This is a genomic window from Colwellia sp. BRX8-5 (assembly GCF_014077325.1).
Taxonomy (GTDB): Bacteria; Pseudomonadota; Gammaproteobacteria; order Enterobacterales; family Alteromonadaceae; genus Colwellia_A.
Window position 1 is genome coordinate 24905 of sequence record NZ_JACGVR010000009.1, and the last position, 18814, is coordinate 43718.

Here is an 18814-nt window from a genome sequence, read left to right on the forward strand (position 1 = left end):
AAAAAATTGAAGTCTTTAAGGGAATAAAGAGAAACATAAAAATTAATCAATAAGTAAATTACTCGCTGCTTGCAATGTATGCGGACCGCCCCATAAAATCGGTGGAAGAGGTTGCATCACCCCTTTGTCAAAACTGAAACCAAACTCTCGGTCATCGCGTATAAGTAATGGGCCGTCTAAGTCAACATAACGTGCTTTGTTAACAAGTAATGCAGCTGGGGCCATGGCTAAAGAACTTCCAACCATACACCCGAGCATAATTTCGAAGCCTTGACGTTTTGCTTGCTGAGCCAGCAAAACTGCTTCGGTTAAGCCGCCTGTTTTATCGAGTTTTATATTAATAACTTGATAACGACCTTTTAAATAATCAAGCTCTGCACGAGTATGACAGGATTCGTCAGCGCAAAGAGGAATGGGTGAGTCAAAATTAATTAAGGCTTGATCATGTCCAGCTTGAAGGGGTTGTTCAATTAAAATAACGTTTAACGCTTTAAGCTGTGCACAGTTGTTCGCCAAATCATCAATTGACCAGCCTTCGTTAGCATCAACAATGAATTCGCTGTTAGGCGCTGCCTGCGCGATAGCTGTCATTTTTTTGATAATATCTTGATTATCAAGCTTAACTTTAACTAATGGCGGGTTATTAAGTTTAGTAACGGCTTCAGCCATAGCTTCAGGCGTATCTATACTGAGTGTTTGAGCTGTAATACAAGCTTTAGCAGGATCAAGGTGTAATAATTCTTCGACCGTTGTGTTTAGTTTTTTAGCCTGTAGATCCCACCAAGCACAATCTAAAGCATTTCGTGTTGCTCCTGCAGGTAAGGAAGCAAGCGTTTCACCAATGTTTTTATTGGTTATCTCGGTTAAAGCTAGCGCGCTAATTTGTTCCATAACAATATCCACAGATTCATTATAACGAGCGTATGGTACTGCTTCCGCCCAACCACAATGTGTTCCATCATCTATTGTTACTACAACCACATTTGCTTGAGTTTTTGCGCCTCGAGCAATACGAAAAACACTTTTTAATCGCAGTTGTTCATTGAAAACGTTGATTGTCAGTTTGTTAACTGAATGCTGTTTTTCACTTGCTTTATTTTCTGTCACCATTACAAAGTAGCCACAATGCTATCTGTACCATCTCTTAATGGGTCAACACAAGGAAGCGAAAATTCCTCACTTAGTTTAGCACAAATACGTTGCCCTTCTTCGACGCTAACACTTGAAGTATTCACCGTAATACCGACAACTTTAGTGTTTGGATTGGTTAATTTTGCGGCTTGTAAATTTAAGTTGATGGTTGCCTCAATGCTCGGAAATTTACTATGAGGTAAGCCGCGCATATAACTACGATTTAAGTCATGACAAATAACCAAAGCATCAGGTTGAGAACCATGCAGTAAACCTAAACTAACCCCTGCAAAAGCTGGGTGAGAGAGCGACCCTTGACCTTCAATAATATCCCAATGTTCGCTATCATTATTCGGAGATAAAGACTCAGCGGCCCCTGATAAAAAGTCTGAAATAACACAGTCAATAGCTACACCAGTACCTGCTATTAAAATTCCGCATTGTCCTGTTGCACGAAAATCAACATTCATTTTATGTTTTTTCATTGATTTCTCTAAGCTTAGAGAGGTATACATTTTTCCAACCGAGCAGTCAGTTCCTACCGTAAGGAGCCTTTTACCGGTGCGCTTAACGCCAGTTCCCGTAATAAATTCGGCTTTAGGATGACGAATATCAAGTAATTTTCGGTTTGTTTCTTTAGCTTTAGCGACAATTGCTGGGAAATCGGTAAGTTTATTGTGCAAGCCACTAACTATGTCCATGCCGTTGTCTAAAGCTTCAATAATATAGGGTAGCCATTTTTTATCTAGTACACCGCCACTGTTGGCAAAGCCAAGAATGAAAGATTTTGCGCCTTTCTCCGCGGCTTGCTTGATATTTAATTTTTTAATTCCCGTTGAAACTTTACAACCAGTAACCGCATATTCACCAATGCATAGTTCTGGGCGCCAATCTGAAACACCACGCGCCATTTTTATTGACAGTTGGTCGGTGGCGTCGCCGATAAATAATAAGTATGGAGAAGCAATATGCATAGCTGTATTCCTAAAGTTAAACGTGGATAATTTTTATTTGTATCCAGAGCTTAACTTAGTGAGCATGCATTAAAAGTGACAAGGTTTTAATTGATCATAACCTAGGGTTATGTTTTTGTTTTATTCCTTTAAAATCCTAGGGTTAGGTATGGCATAAACTCATCAATAACCTTTGAATACTTACGGTTTTCAAGATGAACAGCATTTATATTAAAAGCTAAAGTGGGTTCGAAAGATGCTATAGCGACATTATCGCTTAAGTTACCTTCTGCAGTAAAACGGTCGACAACACATACACCTACGCCTCTAGCGACTAATCTAGCGGCAATAAAGTAGGTTTGAACTTTGATTGTTGATTTGAAATTAATGTCTTCCTCCATAATTCTTGCCCATAGCATTTCAGCTAAGGGGCCGCTGTCGCTTATGTCAATAAATTCAAGATCACAGACTTCATTAAGGGTTAACTTTGTCGGACAATGCGGGAATTTGTCTTTAGGATAGACAATAACCAGCTCAGATTGTGCTAATGAAACAGAGGTCAACCCCGGCAGTGTTTTAGGAGAAAACAAAACCGCTAAGTCACATTTATGCTCTAATAGCGTTTGCATCATTTCGTCGTTATGAATAGTTTGAATATCGAAAGTGACATTAGGAAAGTCTTTATGGAAGTTGGCAATGACATTTGGGATAACATCAAAACCAAGTGCAGGAGAAACCCCTAAACTTATGCTTCCAAATTCTGACTTTTTAATATTTTGCGCGGTATTTTTGATTGAACGCATTTGTTGATAAATTTTGTCAACTTCATCAAAGAGCATTTCAGCTTCATCCGTTGGGATAAGTCGGCCCTTAACCCTGTCAAATAAGTTAAAACCTAATTGAAGCTCAGCATGAGATAACACTTTACTGACAGACGGTTGCGACACATGCAATATTTTAGCGGCATTGGTGATTGAACCAGTGGTATAAATAGCATGAAAAATTTCAATATGTCTTAAGCGCATTGTGTTTCCTAAAAATCAAAATATTAATGAGTGTTTTATACTGTCCGACTTTAACCATTCATAAATGGAAAACTTAAATATAACTGTATAACCAACGCATTGGTAATATCAATAAAAAATGCACCAACTAGTGGCACAACCAAAAATGCTTGAGGGGAAGGGCCATGACGAGAAACCAAAGATTCCATATTAGCAACCGCCGTTGGTGTAGCGCCTAAGCCGAACCCACAGTGTCCACCAGCCATAATTGCAGCGTGATAATTTTTTCCCATTATTCTAAAAGTGATAAAATAAGCAAATAACATGAGCATGACAGCTTGTACGAGAATCATAAATATCATTGGGCCAGCTAGGCTAACTAACTCCCAAATTTTAAGTGACATTAATGCCATTGCTAAAAACATTGAAAGTGCCATCGTACCCCATAAATCAATACACGCTCGGCTAATTTTATAGGTTTTAGTGAACTCGGTAAAATTGGTAATAACAACGCCTACTAATAATGGAATTAAAAAAGCAGGTAACACAACATCCACAGATTTTAGGGCTAAATAACCGATATTACCTAAATACATACAGCTTAAAATAACAAATAAAGTTTCCATCATCTTTCTTGGCGTAACAAGATCATGATCATCAGGATCAAAGGTGATGGTATCGTCAAGTTCTTCGTGGTACGAGTTATCGGGTTTCAAATTGTATTTTGTGATCAATCTTTTGCTGACGGGGCCACCAACAAGCCCACCTAAAATTAGACCTAAAGTTGCGGCCGCCATCGCTAATTCAAAGACACTACTAGGTAAACCATATTCATTAATGAATAAATCAGAGTATGTTGCACCATTACCATGGCCGCCAGAAAGGGTAACTGAACCACCAATGAGTCCCATTAAAGGATCTAGTCCTGTAGCCATTGCTATCGAAACACCCACCGCATTTTGCACAATTAAATATAAGGTGGCGACACCCAGGAACAACAAAACTTTAGGACCACCTTTAATAAGTAACGCAAAACTTGCACCTAATCCGACCGTTGTAAAAAAAATGGTCATTAATGGTGTTTTAAAAGACATGTCGAATAGAAAGTTTACCTCAAAATATATATATAAAATGGCTGAAAGTATTGAGAACACAATGCCTCCTACCACAGGTTCAGGAATATTATTATTTCTTAAAAACATCACTTTACTATTTAAAAAGTATCCCGTGAAAAGAATTAATAAAGCGATTATAAATGTTTCTATTATTGATATTTCTAGTTGCATGTTATTCGTTGCCTTTATTTTTATGACACTTTTATTTTTATAATGAATGAACTGTATGTTCAAAAACAGAAATCTGATTGTAAAGGGTAATCAACCAATAAGCAGTTCAAAAAGTTAACAAAAGCATAACCAAAGGTTCTAATCAATCAACTATCGCATATATAAACGCTTACTTTATGATAATCTTGATTGTACATAACTTTAGGTTATAGGGTTCGGATATTCTAGTAATGGTATTGTTGAATGACTTTGGGCAAGGTGAGTTTAATAAAAAAATGATCGGATATAAATATTCGACAAAAATGACCACAATTAAATTATACAAGGTGGAAGAAATGAAACAACAAGCGAAAAAATCACATAAATTAAAGCACTTAACCTTATGCGTTATCACGGCATTAACAGCCCAAGTTACTTTTCAAGTTCATGCCGAAGAAACATCAACTGAAGCAGAAGAAAAGAAAGTAGAGCGAATTAGTGTTATTGGCTCTAACGTTAAACGTGCTACTGATATTAGTCCATTGCCCGTAACAACAATGACGGCTGCGGATATTGAAAACTCAGCTGCCATGTCAGGAGATGAACTACTTCGCTCCATTCCACAAATGGGCTCTGTTAATTTTGGTGAAACTACCGGTTCTTCAAACGTCAATGATGCCCGTGGTGATGTTGGCTCATTCAACCTGCGTGGTTTAGGTGCTGGTAATACCTTAGTATTACTTAATGGTCGCCGAATGGTAAATCATCCTGGTACACAATCTAAATCAGGCGCTAACAAAGTACCTGTAAATACCGTTAACTCAAACACTTTACCTGTTTCAGGCTTACGTTCATTAGAAGTGTTGCGTGATGGTGCTGCTGCTGTTTACGGCTCGGATGCTATTGCTGGCGTAGTTAACTATGCGCTTGATAGTGAATATGTTGGTAACAAAGTGAGCCTTAGACATGGTGGTTCTCAAGGTACACCATTAAATGAAACAACTTTTACTTATTTAGGTGGTGTCGAGCTTAATAACGGTCTTTCTAACCTTGTTGGATCTTTAAGTATCTATAACCGTAACGGCATGATGGCAACAGAGCGTCCATATTCGGCAAGTCACGATAGACGCGAATACGCAGGGTTACCTGAAGAATTTATTGGTGATACACAATTAGATAATCGAAGTTCAGATACGCCTTGGGGCGAGTTTGACAGTGATAGCTTAGGAAGATTTCATTTACAACCTGACACTTTATCCGGTTGTGTAGATTCAGCACTGACAGTTGAAAATGTTTGTGTTGACCAGGGCAGTTCCGGTAGAGATATCCGTTTTGATCGAGGAACCACTCGTCCTTTATCTTCAGATGCAAAAAGAGTTAACTTTTATACTCACTTTACGCATGAAGTTAATGATGATGTTGAGTTTTTTGCGGAAGGTATTTATTACCAAGCGGAATTGACGAATCAATCAGAGCAAAATCATAACGGCAGTAAGCATCGCTTTAATATATCTGCAGATGCCTTTTACAATCCATTTGGCGAAGAAGTAACTTTACGCAGATATCGTCCTACTGATATAGGGCCAAGAACAGTTACGGTTGATGACAGTAGTTTTCGTGTACTTGCCGGCTTTAAAGGTTATATGGGTGCATGGGATTGGGAAAGTGCTGCATTTTATAGTGAAGCCGAAACGAATGACCGAAGCACACGTATTGATGTAAATGCCTTTGAAAAAGCAGTGAACAGTACAGATTCAGCCACCGCATATAACGTTTTTGGTGGGGGTGATGTTAACAATCCAAATACTATTGGTAATAGAACTTTAGTGTCTCCATCAATCAGCGACCAGTTTTTAATTGAAGCGCATACTTTATCGCAAACTAGCCTTGCGTCGATTGATTTCAAAGCAAGTAACCCAGAAATTTTCTCTATGCCAGCCGGTGACGCTGGGCTTGCTGTAGGTATTGAGTTTCGTCGTGAAACTTACGACAGTGACCGTTCAAAATATGTAGACGGAAGCTTGCCTTTTATTGATGCTTCAGGTGTTGTGAATGAAAGCTCATTGTATGGAAGTAGCGCAACAACTGATTCTAGTGCTAGCCGTAATGTAGGTTCAGCTTATGCAGAGCTTATCGTGCCATTAATTGATAGCGGTGATCAGTATGCTGAAGTTCAATTAGCAGCACGCTATGAAAATTTTTCTGATGGCGGTGATGCACTCAAACCTAAAGTTGCTTTATTTTACAAACCGACAGATTGGTTAAGTGTGAGAGCATCGTATGCTGGTGGCTTTAAAGTACCTGGCTTACAACAAAGCTCTGAAGAAGCAAGCATGCCACGTCGTTCTTCTAAGTATGACCCTGTAACTGATGAAACCTATGCGGTTATTGATAACCGTCAAGGTAATTCAGACCTTGAGCCAGAAGACAGTGTGAATACCTCTTTTGGATTCGTTCTTGAACCGACTGATAACTTAACGTTCACTATCGATTATTGGAATATTGACCAAGAGAATCTCGTTTTTCTTGCTCCTTATGAAACGGTGCTAGCGCACGATTATGTGATACGTCAAGACGGAGGCACTGGTAATTCTAATGTTATTCGTGATGGTGAACTAGTTGCTAGCCAAGTAAATAACCGATATATAAATGCAGCAAGCCAAGAATTGACAGGTATTGATTTTGGCATAGTATATGATTTTGAAACATCATTTGGTGATTTTGAATTTAACATTAATGCAGCACATTTAACTAAATATGAAACATCTGTTGATAGTCTTTCTGCAATCGTACTTGAAGCACAGAAAAATTTAGATAAATATCCTAACCTTGCAGAGGTAGAAGTTGCAGGTGTCGGCGATTTAATCTTAAAAGATGGTAATCCTGAATGGCGTGCTAAATCGTCGTTAAACTGGAAACTTAATCAATGGGGAGCTGGTATAAGTGTTAATTACGTCAGTGAATTTATTGATACCAGTGCAGATTATACCAATGATGATGAAGTAAAAGTGTTTTTACCGATTGCTAGTATGACAACTGTAAATGTATATGCGTCATATAAATTTGGTAAAGGTAGCCCTCTTGAAGGTACATACGCACGTTTAGGTGTTCGAAATATTGCTGACGAAGAGCCGCCATTAGCAGATAACTTCTGGCACGGTTACTCAGGAGATTACCACTCAAACCGTGGTCGTTACGTTTATTTAAATCTAAGTAAATCATTTTAAATATTAATATTTTCTTACTGTAAAATAACAAAGATGGCTTGGCAAATCACTTTAGCCGAGCCATCTTTATATTAACCATTCAACTTTAAAGATTAATTATGAAAAAATTATTATTTATTTGCGCATTGTCATTTTCAGTCTTATTACTTGCCGCTTGTGCTTCAAATGATGAAAGTATTAATACGCAAACATGTAATTCGGGCAATGTTATTTTAACCGCTGATTTTTCTGCAGGACGTATGGATGAGTGTAAGTCGCTTGGAAATAACGAGTATTTAATCCAACTAAAACCTGAAAATACTCCTATTAACTCAAGCCCATGGTATGCATTTAAAATACAAGCCAAGCAATCAGCAATGATTAAAATAACGATGATAGTGAAGGGGGACAAACACAGATACCTTCCTAAAGTTAGCCAAGACGGACAAAATTGGAAGCTACAACCCCATAAAATTAATGGTAAACGACTGATCATGAATATTGAAGCATCACCAAATGCGATTTATATTGCGGGTCAAGAAATTATCGATAACCAATACTATATAGATTGGGCGAATAAACTGATTAGCAACGATAACATCGGTCTTGATGTATTGGGACAATCGGTACAAAAACGTCCTATTTACAAAATTGAATCAATAGGCTCTGGTAATGAATGGCTAGTGATCTTGGGGCGTCAGCATCCCCCAGAAGTTACCGGCGCTTTAGCGTTATTTCCTTTTGTTGAAACATTACTTGCAGATAACGATTTAGCTAAGCAGTTTCGTGATAAATATAACGTATTAGTTATTCCCAATATTAATCCAGACGGTGTGTCTATGGGGAATTGGCGACATAATGCCAATGGTTTAGATCTGAATAGAGATTGGATTAACTTCAGCCAACCCGAAACCCAGCATATAAATAACTATCTGAGGTCACTCGTAGCAAAAGGTGAAAAAATCAAATTTGCCGTAGATTTTCATTCAACACAGAAAGATGTTTTTTACACCATGCCAGTAAATTACGGCGTAGAAGAACCTTATTTTGTTAAGCATTGGTTAGGTCAATTAGACAAAGCCATGCCTAACTTTAGAGTATTACTGCAGCCAGGAAATACACCGAATAATGGCGTGTCGAAACAATATTTTGCGGATCATTATAATGTTCATGCTATTACTTATGAGATGGGTGATGAATCAAATCGTGAAAACATTAAAATTATTGCGAAAAATGCATCAACACTATTAATGAGAACAATGCTGTCGAACACTAATCATAATAAAGAATAGGTCAGGGTTAATGAGTCAGAAAATGATTAAACAAGTATTAATAACGGGCTGTTTGCTTAGTTTATTTTCTTGTTCTTTTGAACCGAAAGAGCAGGTTGATACCTTAATTAAAAATGGCCAAGTTTACACAGGTATCCATGGTGAAGCACAAGCATTAGATATCGTACTATGCGGTGATATTATTTGTGGTGTTTATCCACAAGGTGATCATAACGTAATTGCTAAAATAGTCATTGATGCTAAAGGCAAAGTAGTTAGCCCAGGTTTTATTGATCCACATACACATAGCTTAGCAGAGCTTTATAGTCAGGATAAAAATCATAATTTAAATTACCTGACCCAAGGCGTAACGACGGTTATTAATGGAAATGATGGTGAAGGTCCCGTCGATATTGCAAAAGCAGCTGAAGACCTCGAAGCTAATGGTATTGGTACTAATGTTGGTTTACTCGTTGGTCACGGCAGTCTGCGTGAAGAAGTAATGGGCCGAGCTCAACGTTTTGCAACAAAAGAAGATCTTGACGAAATGTCGCTATTATTGACGAAAGCAATGGAGGCTGGCGGGCTAGGTTTATCAAGCGGGCTTTATTATGTACCGGGAAGTTTTGCCAATACCGAAGAAGTCGTAACGCTGGCTAAAATTGCGAGTAAATATGGCGGGGTTTATGATACGCATTTACGCGACGAAAGTACTTTTAATATCGGTTTAAGTGCAGCAATCGACGAAGCTATTCATATTGCAAGTGCAGCGGATATACATCTTCACCTTGCTCATATTAAGGCGTTGGGTGTTGATGTTTGGGGGCAAAGTAAAAATGTCATTGAAAAAGTAGAGCAAGCTCAAGCGAGCGGTTTAAGTATTTCAGCTGATCAATACCCTTGGTTAGCTTCAGGCACTAAATTACACAGTGCAGTAATGCCCAAATGGGTCATGGCTGATTCAAAAGAAGCCTTTTATAAACGATTAAATGATCCTAAGTTAGCCGAAAAACTACGTAGCGAAATTACTGAAAACATTCGCCGGCGCGGTGGACCAAAATCATTATTGATCACTGCTTTTAAAAACCAAGAGCTTGTTGGATTAACTCTAGCTGAAGTGGCAAACAAAAGATCATCAGACGCCATTACTACAGCGATTCAATTAGTACAAGAAGGTGATGTTCGTGTTGCCTCTTTTAATATGTCGCCACAAGATGTTGAAAAATTCATGATACAACCTTGGGTGGTTACATCGTCAGATGGAACTAATGGTCATCCAAGGAAGTATGCGAGCTTCCCTAAAAAATATCAAAAGTATGTTGTTGAAAAGAAACTACTTACTTTAGCTGACTTTATTAAAAAAAGTTCAAGTAAAACGGCTGAAATTCTTGGTTTAGACAATAGAGGGAAATTAGTTAAAGGCTATAAAGCTGATATTATTGTATTCAATCCAAAAACCTTTAGTGCGAAGGCTGACTTTTCTACTTGGAACCAATATTCAACAGGGATAGAGCATGTGATGCTAAATGGTGAATTAGTCATTCATCAAGGAAAGTATTTGAAAAAGCTTGCCGGTAAATTTGTTAATTAACTTGCTCATTAGTTAATAACAGTAATACGTAAGTGGAAACCATAACGTTATTAAACCTTAGTTCAATAACGTTTTTTCTCATGATGAATTAATTACATCTCCTGTTATCACAGGACGGGATCTAGACAATAATAAAGCTGTTAAATCGTATTAACACTAAAGTTTAAAAATCTTTAAAAAAGTTGTTTTGACATTTACAACCAAATCCACCCAAAAGCAATCATTCAATTTCTTAATTATACCCTAATATATAAAAGGGCGTTATATCGTCGCTTTCATAAGTAGACAGTGAGGGTTTAACATGTGCATCACTTAATGTACTACGCGTAAAAAATGAATTGGCTATTTTCTTATCTTCAGTTGTTTCTCCATCATTATTAGTTGTTGAATTTTTCATTATTGCCTCTGTTTCATCATTAATAGGGTATGACTTATCCTCACTCAATTCTCTCAACATTAATATTTATAAAATTTTGGTGATTCATAAATGAAGGCTATAGGTAATGCTAATGAGTTTAATCAGGTTTAAGTCCATACCCTTAGGTTATAGGGATGTTTGTTTTATGAATAAAAGTTTCAATGAAAAATCTATATAGTAGTACATGTTGATTGTTTTAAATTAGGAGTTTTAATGAACAAGTTCTGGTCAGTTTTATTATTCATGGTAACGGTAAACAGTTTCGCTAACGATACTTTTGTTATTAATGGCAAGGTAAATACCGAACAAGGAAAATCACTTGCTGGTGTTGATGTGCAGGTGGGAGATAAAAAAGTTACCACAAACCAGAAAGGCACATTTGTTATTCATGCTAATATTTCTGATAGTTACCAAATTGTTTTATCCCATCCTAATTATTTCTCTAATGTTCAAACATTCAGCCATTTTGAATTATCGCAATCTCTAGATAAAGAGAAAAACATTAGTGATATAACTTTAGTTAAAAAAGCGAAAAATCGGGTTATGTTGGCCTTTGGTGGCGACGTTATGATGGGACGACGGTTTTATAAACCTTATTTTGGTGATGAAATATTGATACATCCAGATAATAAAGCAGCAGATAGTCGCGCTATTGTCTCGCATATTAAACCTTACATGAGTATCGCAGATTACGCTGCCGTTAATTTAGAAACACAAATTGCCGATGAAAAACCGACTGAACGAGCACCAAAGTCAGTCACTTTTTATTCTCAACCTGAAATATTAGATGCGTTAAGTTGGGCAGGTATTGATTATGTATCCCTCGGTAATAACCATACTTATGATTATATGGATTCAGGATTACATTCTACGTTAAAGTTTTTATCTCAAAGTCAGTTGGCTTATTCTGGTGCAGGTATTAATGAAAAGTCTGCCTTGAAAGCCCATGAACAAAAAATAAAGAACAATAACTTTTCTATGCTTGGTTACGTAGGTTGGGAAGGTAGCGCAAATCCCACACAAACGGCAAATAACGATCATGGTGGTGCAGCATATGGCTCAATGGAAAATATGTTGAGTTCTGTGACCAAGCAAGTCGAAAAAGGTAATATCACCATTGTTCAATACCATGGTAGCCAAGAGTACGCCAATAGCCCTACAGGGGTTACTGAACAACGATTGAAATCTTCTTTAGATGCAGGTGCAGCGCTAGCGATAGCCCATCATCCTCATGTTACTCAAGGTTTAGAGCTTTATGATAATAAGTTAATTGCCTATTCAATGGGGAATTTTATATTCGATCAAAACTTTAGTGCGACTCAACATAGCTTTATTTTGTATGTATGGCTTGATGGTGAAAAATTTCATCGCGCAGAAATAGTGCCTATTTATGTTAAAGGTTATAAACCAACACCTGCAACAGGTACTAATCGCTATACGGTAATGAAACGCCTTAAAACATTGTCTAAAATTCGTAATACGGAAATAACCCAATCAGGAGGTCACGGTGTTATTACCGCTAATAAAGTTTTAGATACAGTTCAACCTCAAGACACATCAAAAACACAACTAACGTTTAGCGCTAATGAACGTGTTACCAGTTTATATCAATTGCCATGGCAAGCACCTATCACACAAATCGTTTTACCTAATAACAAGGTGAGTTATCGTTTAGGGACAAACCTTATTAATGGCAGTGACTTTGAAACCTTTATGCTTTTTGATAGCCCTGAACGCGGTTGGTTATTTGACCGAGAAAGTACGTCGATTAATGATTTTGGTGCAAGTGGACAACATAGCTTATCGATACAATTAAAACCATTACAGAGCAATACTTTTGGTATGCAGAGTTTTAAAAGAGTATATAAACCAAGTAGTCCGATGACATTAAAAGCAAAATTCAATGTACAAGCTTCGGTGAAAATCAATTTCTATTGGCAAGGGCGAAAAACCCGTCAAAAACTGTTTGATGCCTTTGAAAATGGTGAAAAACATTTAATTGGCTCAATAGATTTAAGTGAAAATACAGAATGGAAAAATGTTGAAATAGAGTTTGATTCACCACGAATTGGCTATAAAAGTTATCGAGTCATTGCTCAAGCTATTCTTGAAAATGGAGAGGAGTTAACGCTTAATATTGATGATTTTGCATTGATAGAATGGCAAACAGCTTATAGCAAACAGGTTGAACCGAGTAATTATAACAGTCAAAGCGCTCAAGCATCGTATTTAGGGATTGACCGTTTTATTGAACAACCTATAACGCTAAAGCATTAGATTAGGAAGAAACCTTTGTTTTATATAACGGAAATAGTAGACAATATTTATGATTAATATTTCAGAACCTGAGCTACTTGATGCGGTAAAATCGTTGTTAAATGACCAGCGTTTCGGCTCTCAGTTACAATTAACGCGTGCGTTGTCATTACGTGGTTTTGATAATATTACACAAACACGAATTTCACGCTTATTGAAAAAGGTGGGCGCAATAAAGTTTCGTAATAACAATAATGACGCTGTTTATCGGTTGCCATTAAAACAACACATTCCTCGAGCTAAACAGTCTATTGACTCTGTGATTCTAGAAATCAAACACAATCATATACAAATAATTATCAAAACGGTTATTGGTGCAGCGACATTGATTTCAAAGATTGTTGAGGATATGGGCGAGCGCTTAGGAGTTCTAGCCTGTATGGCGAGTGATAATACAATATTAGTCATTCCATGTGACGTGAGTAATATTGAAGAAACAACAAATAACCTTATAAATTATCTAGATATGAATTGCGATAGTTAAGTTTCATGCCTTAGATAGTTAACGTTTAACTATCTAAGGCATTCATATTATTAGCCTTAAGACTGTAAGTATTGATAAAGCGCTTTAAGCACCTTCATTTTTCCTGCATCGCTCTCATGTTCATGCGCTAAATTCTCTAACGTGATCATAAACTCATCAGCACTTAATAAGCCTTTGCCACCAAACTGAATTTTGTCTTGGCAACGCTGCTGCCACTTTTGTTGTTCAGCACTGCTTAAAGTTAATGGATAATTTCTGGCTCGATATAAAAATAATAAAGGCATTAATCGTTCATCTTGAAAAATAAACGGGTGAGTCGCTAATTGTTCAGGTGAAAGCTCACGTAGAATATCCATTTGTGCTTTATCACCGTGCGAAAAGAAATTACCTCCATACAGAGAGTGCTCAGCGTCTGGCTTTGCTTGGTCGCTATAGTCTTCGGCAGCAAATACTTCTGCTAATTTATCTCTTACTTCTAAATGCTGTTTTAACTTAGCCAAATTTGCTAAACAAAGCTCGCGAGGGATCTTCAAACGTTCGGCATTTTCAGGCAATAATGTTTTTGCTGGCGCAACAATAGGGCACTTGTTGAGATGAATAAGTTTTATGGGAATGGGTAATTCGTCATCGGCTAATTCATCGTGTCGAGTATACAATCGCGCTTTGATTTCATCGCTACTTAAATCAAATAATGGCTGTGGATCTAACGCTAAGTCTACAGCGATAATGGCATTTTTATTAACCGGATGATAAGCAAAAGGGGCGAACCAACTGGTACAACCGTGCTCCGATGAAATTTTACTTGAGGTATGAACAATCGGCGTCATATTATAAACGTCAATTAATTCAGCAACCTGCTTTTTATTTCTCAGATTAAAAATAAAGTCATAAAGCTTAGGCTGTTTTTCTTTAATCAACTTTGCCATCGCAATAGTGGCATAAACATCACTCATCGCATCATGCGCGGCTTCATGAGCAATATCATTGGCTTTAGTTAATAACTCAAGACGAAAACTAACCACTTGTTCGCCATCTCGCTCAACGGTTGGCCAGTTTATACCTTCAGGGCGAAGGGCATAACAAGCTCGTACCATATCAATAATATCCCAACGAGAATTACCATTTTGCCATTCCCGTGCATAAGGGTCGTAAAAATTACGATAAAGAAGGTAACGGGTAAATTCATCATCAAAACGAATACTGTTATAGCCAGCAACGCAGGTATCAGGTTGGGTAAATAACGTATGAATACGTTCAGCGAACTCAACCTCAGATAAACCCTCTTGCTGAGCTTTCTGCGGAGTAATACCCGTAACTAAACAAGCTTCCGGCTGCGGAAGATAATCTTGTGGCGGCCGACAATAAAACATTTCTGGTTTGCCAATAATGTTTAAATCATGATCGGTTCGTATACCGGCGAACTGAGACGGTTTATCAAACTTCGGCGATATACCGAAAGTTTCATAATCGTGCCAGAGAATCGTTGGCTGGTTAGTTGTGTTGTTTAGAGAAGATTCTTGTTTCATTTTATCCAGGTAAAACAATCTGTTGAAGTTTTTATTGTTGTTAATGTATCTTGCTGTATTTTATTAAATATCGATGTTTTTTCTTGTTTGTGTACCCTTGTGTGTACACAAAAGCTATTTTATTGTGTACGCCATTAGAGCGGTTTTTTGTGTACACAATATGACGATAAGTTATTCAAAATTAAAATCTTTGTTAAATAAACCACATGCAAAAAGGTTTGAGTTAGCTGACCGTGATGGATTAAGTGTTCGTGTCACTCAAACAGGCTCAATTTCTTTTCAGTACAGGTATCGGTTTCAAACTATTGCAAAACGTTTAACCCTTGGTCGCTTTCCTGATCTGACTTTAGCACAAGCCCGAGACAAAATCCCTGAATTACGTCAGTTGTTGAATAATGGTAAAGACCCAATCGTCGAATTAAAAAGGCTAATAACACCAAGTGGAGCTAGTATTGATGATTGCATCTATGCATTTATAGATAGGCATGTTTCAAAACTTCGTAAGAATACTCAGAACTTATACTGTTACACGTTAAAACGTCATGCTATTGGTGCGTTTGATTTTCCTGTCGAGGATGTGACAATTCGAGAATGGTATAATTATTTTGATAAAATTGAAGATGAATATACCGAAATAACCGCACAAGATATTCTTGTTAGGCTGAAAACCTGTATGCGTTTTTGTATAAAACGTAACATCATTTCTTCTTCTACTATTTTAATGATTGCGCCAAAAGATGTAGGTAAAGCATCTGAAATAGGGGATAGGGTTGTTTCACCCAAAGAGGTTTTAGTTATTTGGAAAGCACTTAATCAATCAAAATGCTACCCAACAACCAAAAATGCCATAAAATTAGCTATTCTCACTGGCGCAAGGCTCGGTGAAATTAGGCACATGGAAGCTTGTGACATAGATTTAAATACGAAGCTATGGACGATTCCAAAAGCTAAAAGTAAAACGAATAAAAAATTTGTTCGACCACTAGCTCCCGAAGCATTAAAAATTATTAAATGGCAAATAGAGACATTTGGTGATTTAACTCACTTTGTCTTTCCTTCAGGAAGTTACAATAGGCATATTAGTCCACAAACCATTAACAAGCTAAGTCGTTCAATTGTTAAAAATATGGAAATGGAACGATGGAGTTGCCATGACTTCAGAAGATCACTTTCGACAATATTATCATCAAAAAAGGTTGAGCTGCACGTGACTGAAAAAATGCTAGGACACTCATTAGGAGGCATATTAGCCGTGTATAATAAACATGAATGGCTAGAAGAACAGCGTGAGGCCTATGAACTATGGGAAACGATACTTTTTCAAGCTATGAACTAAATAATTCATTTAGAGAAGCAGCAGAAAACGAGGTAAACTCCTTAAAAGAGTTCTCTACTATGTGCTTCACTTGATTAATGTATATTATTTTTTTATAAAGTTATTCTCCTCCCAGCTTTCTACGTCAGTTAACCGCCATATAGGTCGTGTATTTTCCGGTGTGATAGATGCCGGAAAACCTAAATCTTTCCGCCAACGCCAAAACGCTGCTCGCTGAATATTATAACGGTTTAATAAATCTTGTAATTTTAAAAATTTCATAAGCGTACCCTCTCTACAGTTCCTGGATTAAAATAATAATACTTTTTAAATCTAGCATGGAAAAACTGTTTCAATAAAAAAATATAATGTTTTACTTACGATTGTTTTAATGGAACAAAGTGATGTTTTGCGATAATTAAAACTTGTATTGTTATAAATAATAAACTAAAGGAAATGGGCGACAAGTCATGATTTTTTGAAATTAAAGTCAAAATGTATTTTAAAACACTCTGACCTCATCGATTCCATCCAATAATAACTAAAAACGATTAATTGCTGGTTGGGTAACCTGTGAATTTTGAAAAACTCGATATGTTAGCTAGGCGGTAAACTGTGCCGTTATATACAGCATAACCATCTTTTGTTGATGTACCTTTGTACCAATATTTCATTTTAGCGCTGAAGTTGCGGTAAATATCCCTGCCAATTGGCGTACTGATTATTTGGTCAGCATTTTTAGGGTATTTTAGAATGCTTTTATCTGGTCGTATAAATGTTGTGTAGGTCGCTTTTTCACCGTCGGTAACGTCAACAGAGTAAAAGCTAACAACCCAGCCACCGAAGTCACTAATGAAGCCTGTGTCCTCTCCAAATACGTTTAATAGTGGGTCATCAGGTTTATGTAACTCAAGCAAGCTGGTGCTAACAAATATAACAGAAGGGGCGAAAACATGGTTAGTTACGTTATTCATCAAATTCAATTCAAACACGGGTCGCATTTCAGTGCAGTTATCAATACATTTTACGGAGTAACCAAACTCCGCGGCTGTTTCTTTAATGTTGTTTATGGTTTTTTTTCTATAAAAATCGGTTGCTTCTTCAACAGTCATTGTGGCATTGGGATGTTCACTTTTTGGAACAACTAAGAATGAAGTATGTTGCATGGTTGGGCGGTTTTCATAACTCTTCATGGCATACTTAGCAATTAATCCGACCGCACCAGCACCTGAGTTATCTAAACCACCTGACAAAAGTCCAGAGGTAATAAAACCCTCGTCAGCCATACTTTGCTTCCAACGTTGAGGATCATAATCTGAATTCGCCAAGGTTCGCTCGAGATAAACGATTTCCTTTTGAGGCATCAAATGACGAAGTGCATATCTGAACTGTAATGAAGATTCGGCTTTTTTATAATTGTTGTCAGGTTGATTCTCTGCTTCTTGATAAGCTGTAAATGAACAAGCGGTCAGTGTTAACAGCGAAGATAAAAATAAGGGTTTAAGTATGTTCATGTCTATTACTCGTCATTGTCGTTAATGGTTACATTCTACCGTGTGAATATATAGCGACAAATGAAGGTCTTTCATCTCCATTTTTTGTTATACATCCTTGTTTTATATACCTTGTGATAAATCCATTTTTATTGCAATTAAATTTTCGTCAAAACTAGTTAATTACTGACCTGTGTTCGTAATAAATTTATTTGTTTTTTGACCCATTAAGTGGGAGATAAATGATCAAAACTCAAATGATTAATTATCTACATTCAGTTGTTTTCAATATTTTCTATATGTGTAACAAATAAAAATTGAAGAGGGAATTTAACAAAAAAACACACAATAAATTGAGTTTTTCTTGGTTTGTTTGTTCTATCTTGCTGAATTTATTGTATTTTACTTTGATTTTTGTTGCACTACTACAATTTACGGTGCGGCTATGGCTTTACAAATATTTAAGAGTATATTAGAAGATGTTTTCGCGAAAGCGATTTTGCTCTTTTGAGCCTTTCAATATAGAAGTATTAAAGAAATTTAATAAACTTCTCAAACCACTTTATATAAAGTTTCAATGGTTTGTACAAAAAAAATACCATTATAAAATGGTATTTACTAAGACTAATGAGTCTTAAAATAATCGATAAAGGATACAACATCGTGTAGCTACCTATGAACTACACGCTGCCTAAATAACAGTCACTGGTATCAGGAAATGATAATTATCAAATTACTGAATTATATTGTCAATTAGTGTAGAAAAATGTACTTAAACTATTAAGAGAAGCCATATAGTTTAAGTTATTCAGTTCGCTACCAAAAGCGATTTATCGACTGT

The 18814-nt window shown here is 36.8% G+C and carries 14 protein-coding genes; 6 read left to right on the top strand and 8 right to left on the bottom strand.

Annotated elements, in window-relative coordinates; translation table 11 throughout:
- Window positions 1-42: 42 nt before the first annotated feature.
- The 4 genes from dgcA to gltS form a co-directional block, all read right to left on the bottom strand.
- Entirely contained in the window at window positions 43-1110 is a 1068-nt protein-coding gene (gene dgcA, locus H4J62_RS08370) for an N-acetyl-D-Glu racemase DgcA (protein WP_182216857.1), read from the bottom strand.
- The gene (gene dgcN / locus H4J62_RS08375; RefSeq protein WP_182216855.1) at window positions 1110-2105 is read right to left on the bottom strand and encodes an N-acetyltransferase DgcN; all 996 of its coding nucleotides are present in this window, start codon (window positions 2103-2105) and stop codon (window positions 1110-1112) included. Before dgcN ends, dgcA begins: the two co-directional genes overlap by 1 nt.
- 128 nt (window positions 2106-2233) lie before the next feature.
- Window positions 2234-3109 (bottom strand): LysR family transcriptional regulator, encoded by an 876-nt coding sequence (locus H4J62_RS08380; protein ID WP_182216853.1) that lies wholly within the window; start codon window positions 3107-3109, stop codon window positions 2234-2236.
- Between the two features lie 50 nt (window positions 3110-3159).
- Complete coding sequence (gene gltS / locus H4J62_RS08385) at window positions 3160-4374, bottom strand: sodium/glutamate symporter (RefSeq protein ID WP_182216851.1); 1215 nt, start codon at window positions 4372-4374, stop codon at window positions 3160-3162.
- A 335-nt stretch (window positions 4375-4709) separates the two neighbouring features.
- On the opposite strand from gltS, the gene H4J62_RS08390 reads away from it, so the two are divergent.
- From H4J62_RS08390 to H4J62_RS08400, 3 genes are all read left to right on the top strand, one after another.
- On the top strand, window positions 4710-7580 hold the full coding sequence (locus H4J62_RS08390) for a TonB-dependent receptor domain-containing protein (protein ID WP_182216849.1): 2871 nt from the start codon (window positions 4710-4712) through the stop codon (window positions 7578-7580).
- A gap of 98 nt (window positions 7581-7678) precedes the next feature.
- On the top strand, window positions 7679-8851 hold the full coding sequence (locus H4J62_RS08395) for a M14 family metallopeptidase (protein WP_182216847.1): 1173 nt from the start codon (window positions 7679-7681) through the stop codon (window positions 8849-8851).
- A 10-nt stretch (window positions 8852-8861) separates the two neighbouring features.
- Entirely contained in the window at window positions 8862-10421 is a 1560-nt protein-coding gene (locus H4J62_RS08400; protein WP_182216845.1) for an amidohydrolase family protein, read from the top strand.
- Between the two features lie 232 nt (window positions 10422-10653).
- Here H4J62_RS08400 and H4J62_RS08405 read toward each other — a convergent pair whose 3' ends face one another.
- Window positions 10654-10818 (bottom strand): hypothetical protein, encoded by a 165-nt coding sequence (locus H4J62_RS08405; RefSeq protein WP_182216843.1) that lies wholly within the window; start codon window positions 10816-10818, stop codon window positions 10654-10656.
- Window positions 10819-11052: 234 nt separating this feature from the next.
- Between H4J62_RS08405 and H4J62_RS08410 the strand changes: the two genes are divergently transcribed.
- Window positions 11053-13116: a CapA family protein gene (locus tag H4J62_RS08410; RefSeq protein WP_182216841.1), complete on the top strand. Its 2064-nt coding sequence runs from the start codon at window positions 11053-11055 to the stop codon at window positions 13114-13116.
- 49 nt (window positions 13117-13165) lie between these two features.
- The gene (locus H4J62_RS08415) at window positions 13166-13639 is read left to right on the top strand and encodes an ArgR family transcriptional regulator (protein WP_182216839.1); all 474 of its coding nucleotides are present in this window, start codon (window positions 13166-13168) and stop codon (window positions 13637-13639) included.
- A 56-nt stretch (window positions 13640-13695) separates the two neighbouring features.
- Here H4J62_RS08415 and sbcB read toward each other — a convergent pair whose 3' ends face one another.
- Window positions 13696-15165 carry an exodeoxyribonuclease I gene (gene sbcB / locus H4J62_RS08420; protein ID WP_182216837.1) on the bottom strand — a complete coding sequence of 490 codons (1470 nt, stop codon included), beginning with the start codon at window positions 15163-15165 and terminating at the stop codon, window positions 13696-13698.
- Window positions 15166-15325: 160 nt separating this feature from the next.
- Between sbcB and H4J62_RS08425 the strand changes: the two genes are divergently transcribed.
- The gene (locus H4J62_RS08425) at window positions 15326-16501 is read left to right on the top strand and encodes a site-specific integrase (protein ID WP_182216835.1); all 1176 of its coding nucleotides are present in this window, start codon (window positions 15326-15328) and stop codon (window positions 16499-16501) included.
- A gap of 84 nt (window positions 16502-16585) precedes the next feature.
- Here H4J62_RS08425 and H4J62_RS08430 read toward each other — a convergent pair whose 3' ends face one another.
- Together H4J62_RS08430 and H4J62_RS08435 are read right to left on the bottom strand one after the other, a co-directional pair.
- Window positions 16586-16762, bottom strand: coding sequence for an AlpA family transcriptional regulator (locus tag H4J62_RS08430; RefSeq protein WP_182216833.1), 177 nt, complete (start codon window positions 16760-16762; stop codon window positions 16586-16588).
- A gap of 269 nt (window positions 16763-17031) precedes the next feature.
- A complete protein-coding gene (locus H4J62_RS08435) occupies window positions 17032-17994 on the bottom strand; it encodes a hypothetical protein (protein ID WP_182216832.1) in 963 nt (320 codons plus the stop codon).
- Window positions 17995-18814 lie beyond the last annotated feature (820 nt).

Excerpts from the sequence above, each read along its gene's own strand:
- H4J62_RS08390 (WP_182216849.1), top strand. The coding sequence starts at position 4,710 with ATGAAACAACAAGCGAAAAAATCACATAAATTAAAGCACTTAACCTTA.
- gltS (WP_182216851.1), bottom strand. The coding sequence starts at position 4,374 with ATGCAACTAGAAATATCAATAATAGAAACATTTATAATCGCTTTATTA.
- H4J62_RS08400 (WP_182216845.1), top strand. The coding sequence starts at position 8,862 with ATGAGTCAGAAAATGATTAAACAAGTATTAATAACGGGCTGTTTGCTT.
- dgcN (WP_182216855.1), bottom strand. The coding sequence starts at position 2,105 with ATGCATATTGCTTCTCCATACTTATTATTTATCGGCGACGCCACCGAC.
- H4J62_RS08410 (WP_182216841.1), top strand. The coding sequence starts at position 11,053 with ATGAACAAGTTCTGGTCAGTTTTATTATTCATGGTAACGGTAAACAGT.
- H4J62_RS08425 (WP_182216835.1), top strand. The coding sequence starts at position 15,326 with ATGACGATAAGTTATTCAAAATTAAAATCTTTGTTAAATAAACCACAT.
- dgcA (WP_182216857.1), bottom strand. The coding sequence starts at position 1,110 with ATGGTGACAGAAAATAAAGCAAGTGAAAAACAGCATTCAGTTAACAAA.
- sbcB (WP_182216837.1), bottom strand. The coding sequence starts at position 15,165 with ATGAAACAAGAATCTTCTCTAAACAACACAACTAACCAGCCAACGATT.
- H4J62_RS08435 (WP_182216832.1), bottom strand. The coding sequence starts at position 17,994 with ATGAACATACTTAAACCCTTATTTTTATCTTCGCTGTTAACACTGACC.
- H4J62_RS08415 (WP_182216839.1), top strand. The coding sequence starts at position 13,166 with ATGATTAATATTTCAGAACCTGAGCTACTTGATGCGGTAAAATCGTTG.
- H4J62_RS08405 (WP_182216843.1), bottom strand. The coding sequence starts at position 10,818 with ATGAAAAATTCAACAACTAATAATGATGGAGAAACAACTGAAGATAAG.
- H4J62_RS08395 (WP_182216847.1), top strand. The coding sequence starts at position 7,679 with ATGAAAAAATTATTATTTATTTGCGCATTGTCATTTTCAGTCTTATTA.
- H4J62_RS08380 (WP_182216853.1), bottom strand. The coding sequence starts at position 3,109 with ATGCGCTTAAGACATATTGAAATTTTTCATGCTATTTATACCACTGGT.
- H4J62_RS08430 (WP_182216833.1), bottom strand. The coding sequence starts at position 16,762 with ATGAAATTTTTAAAATTACAAGATTTATTAAACCGTTATAATATTCAG.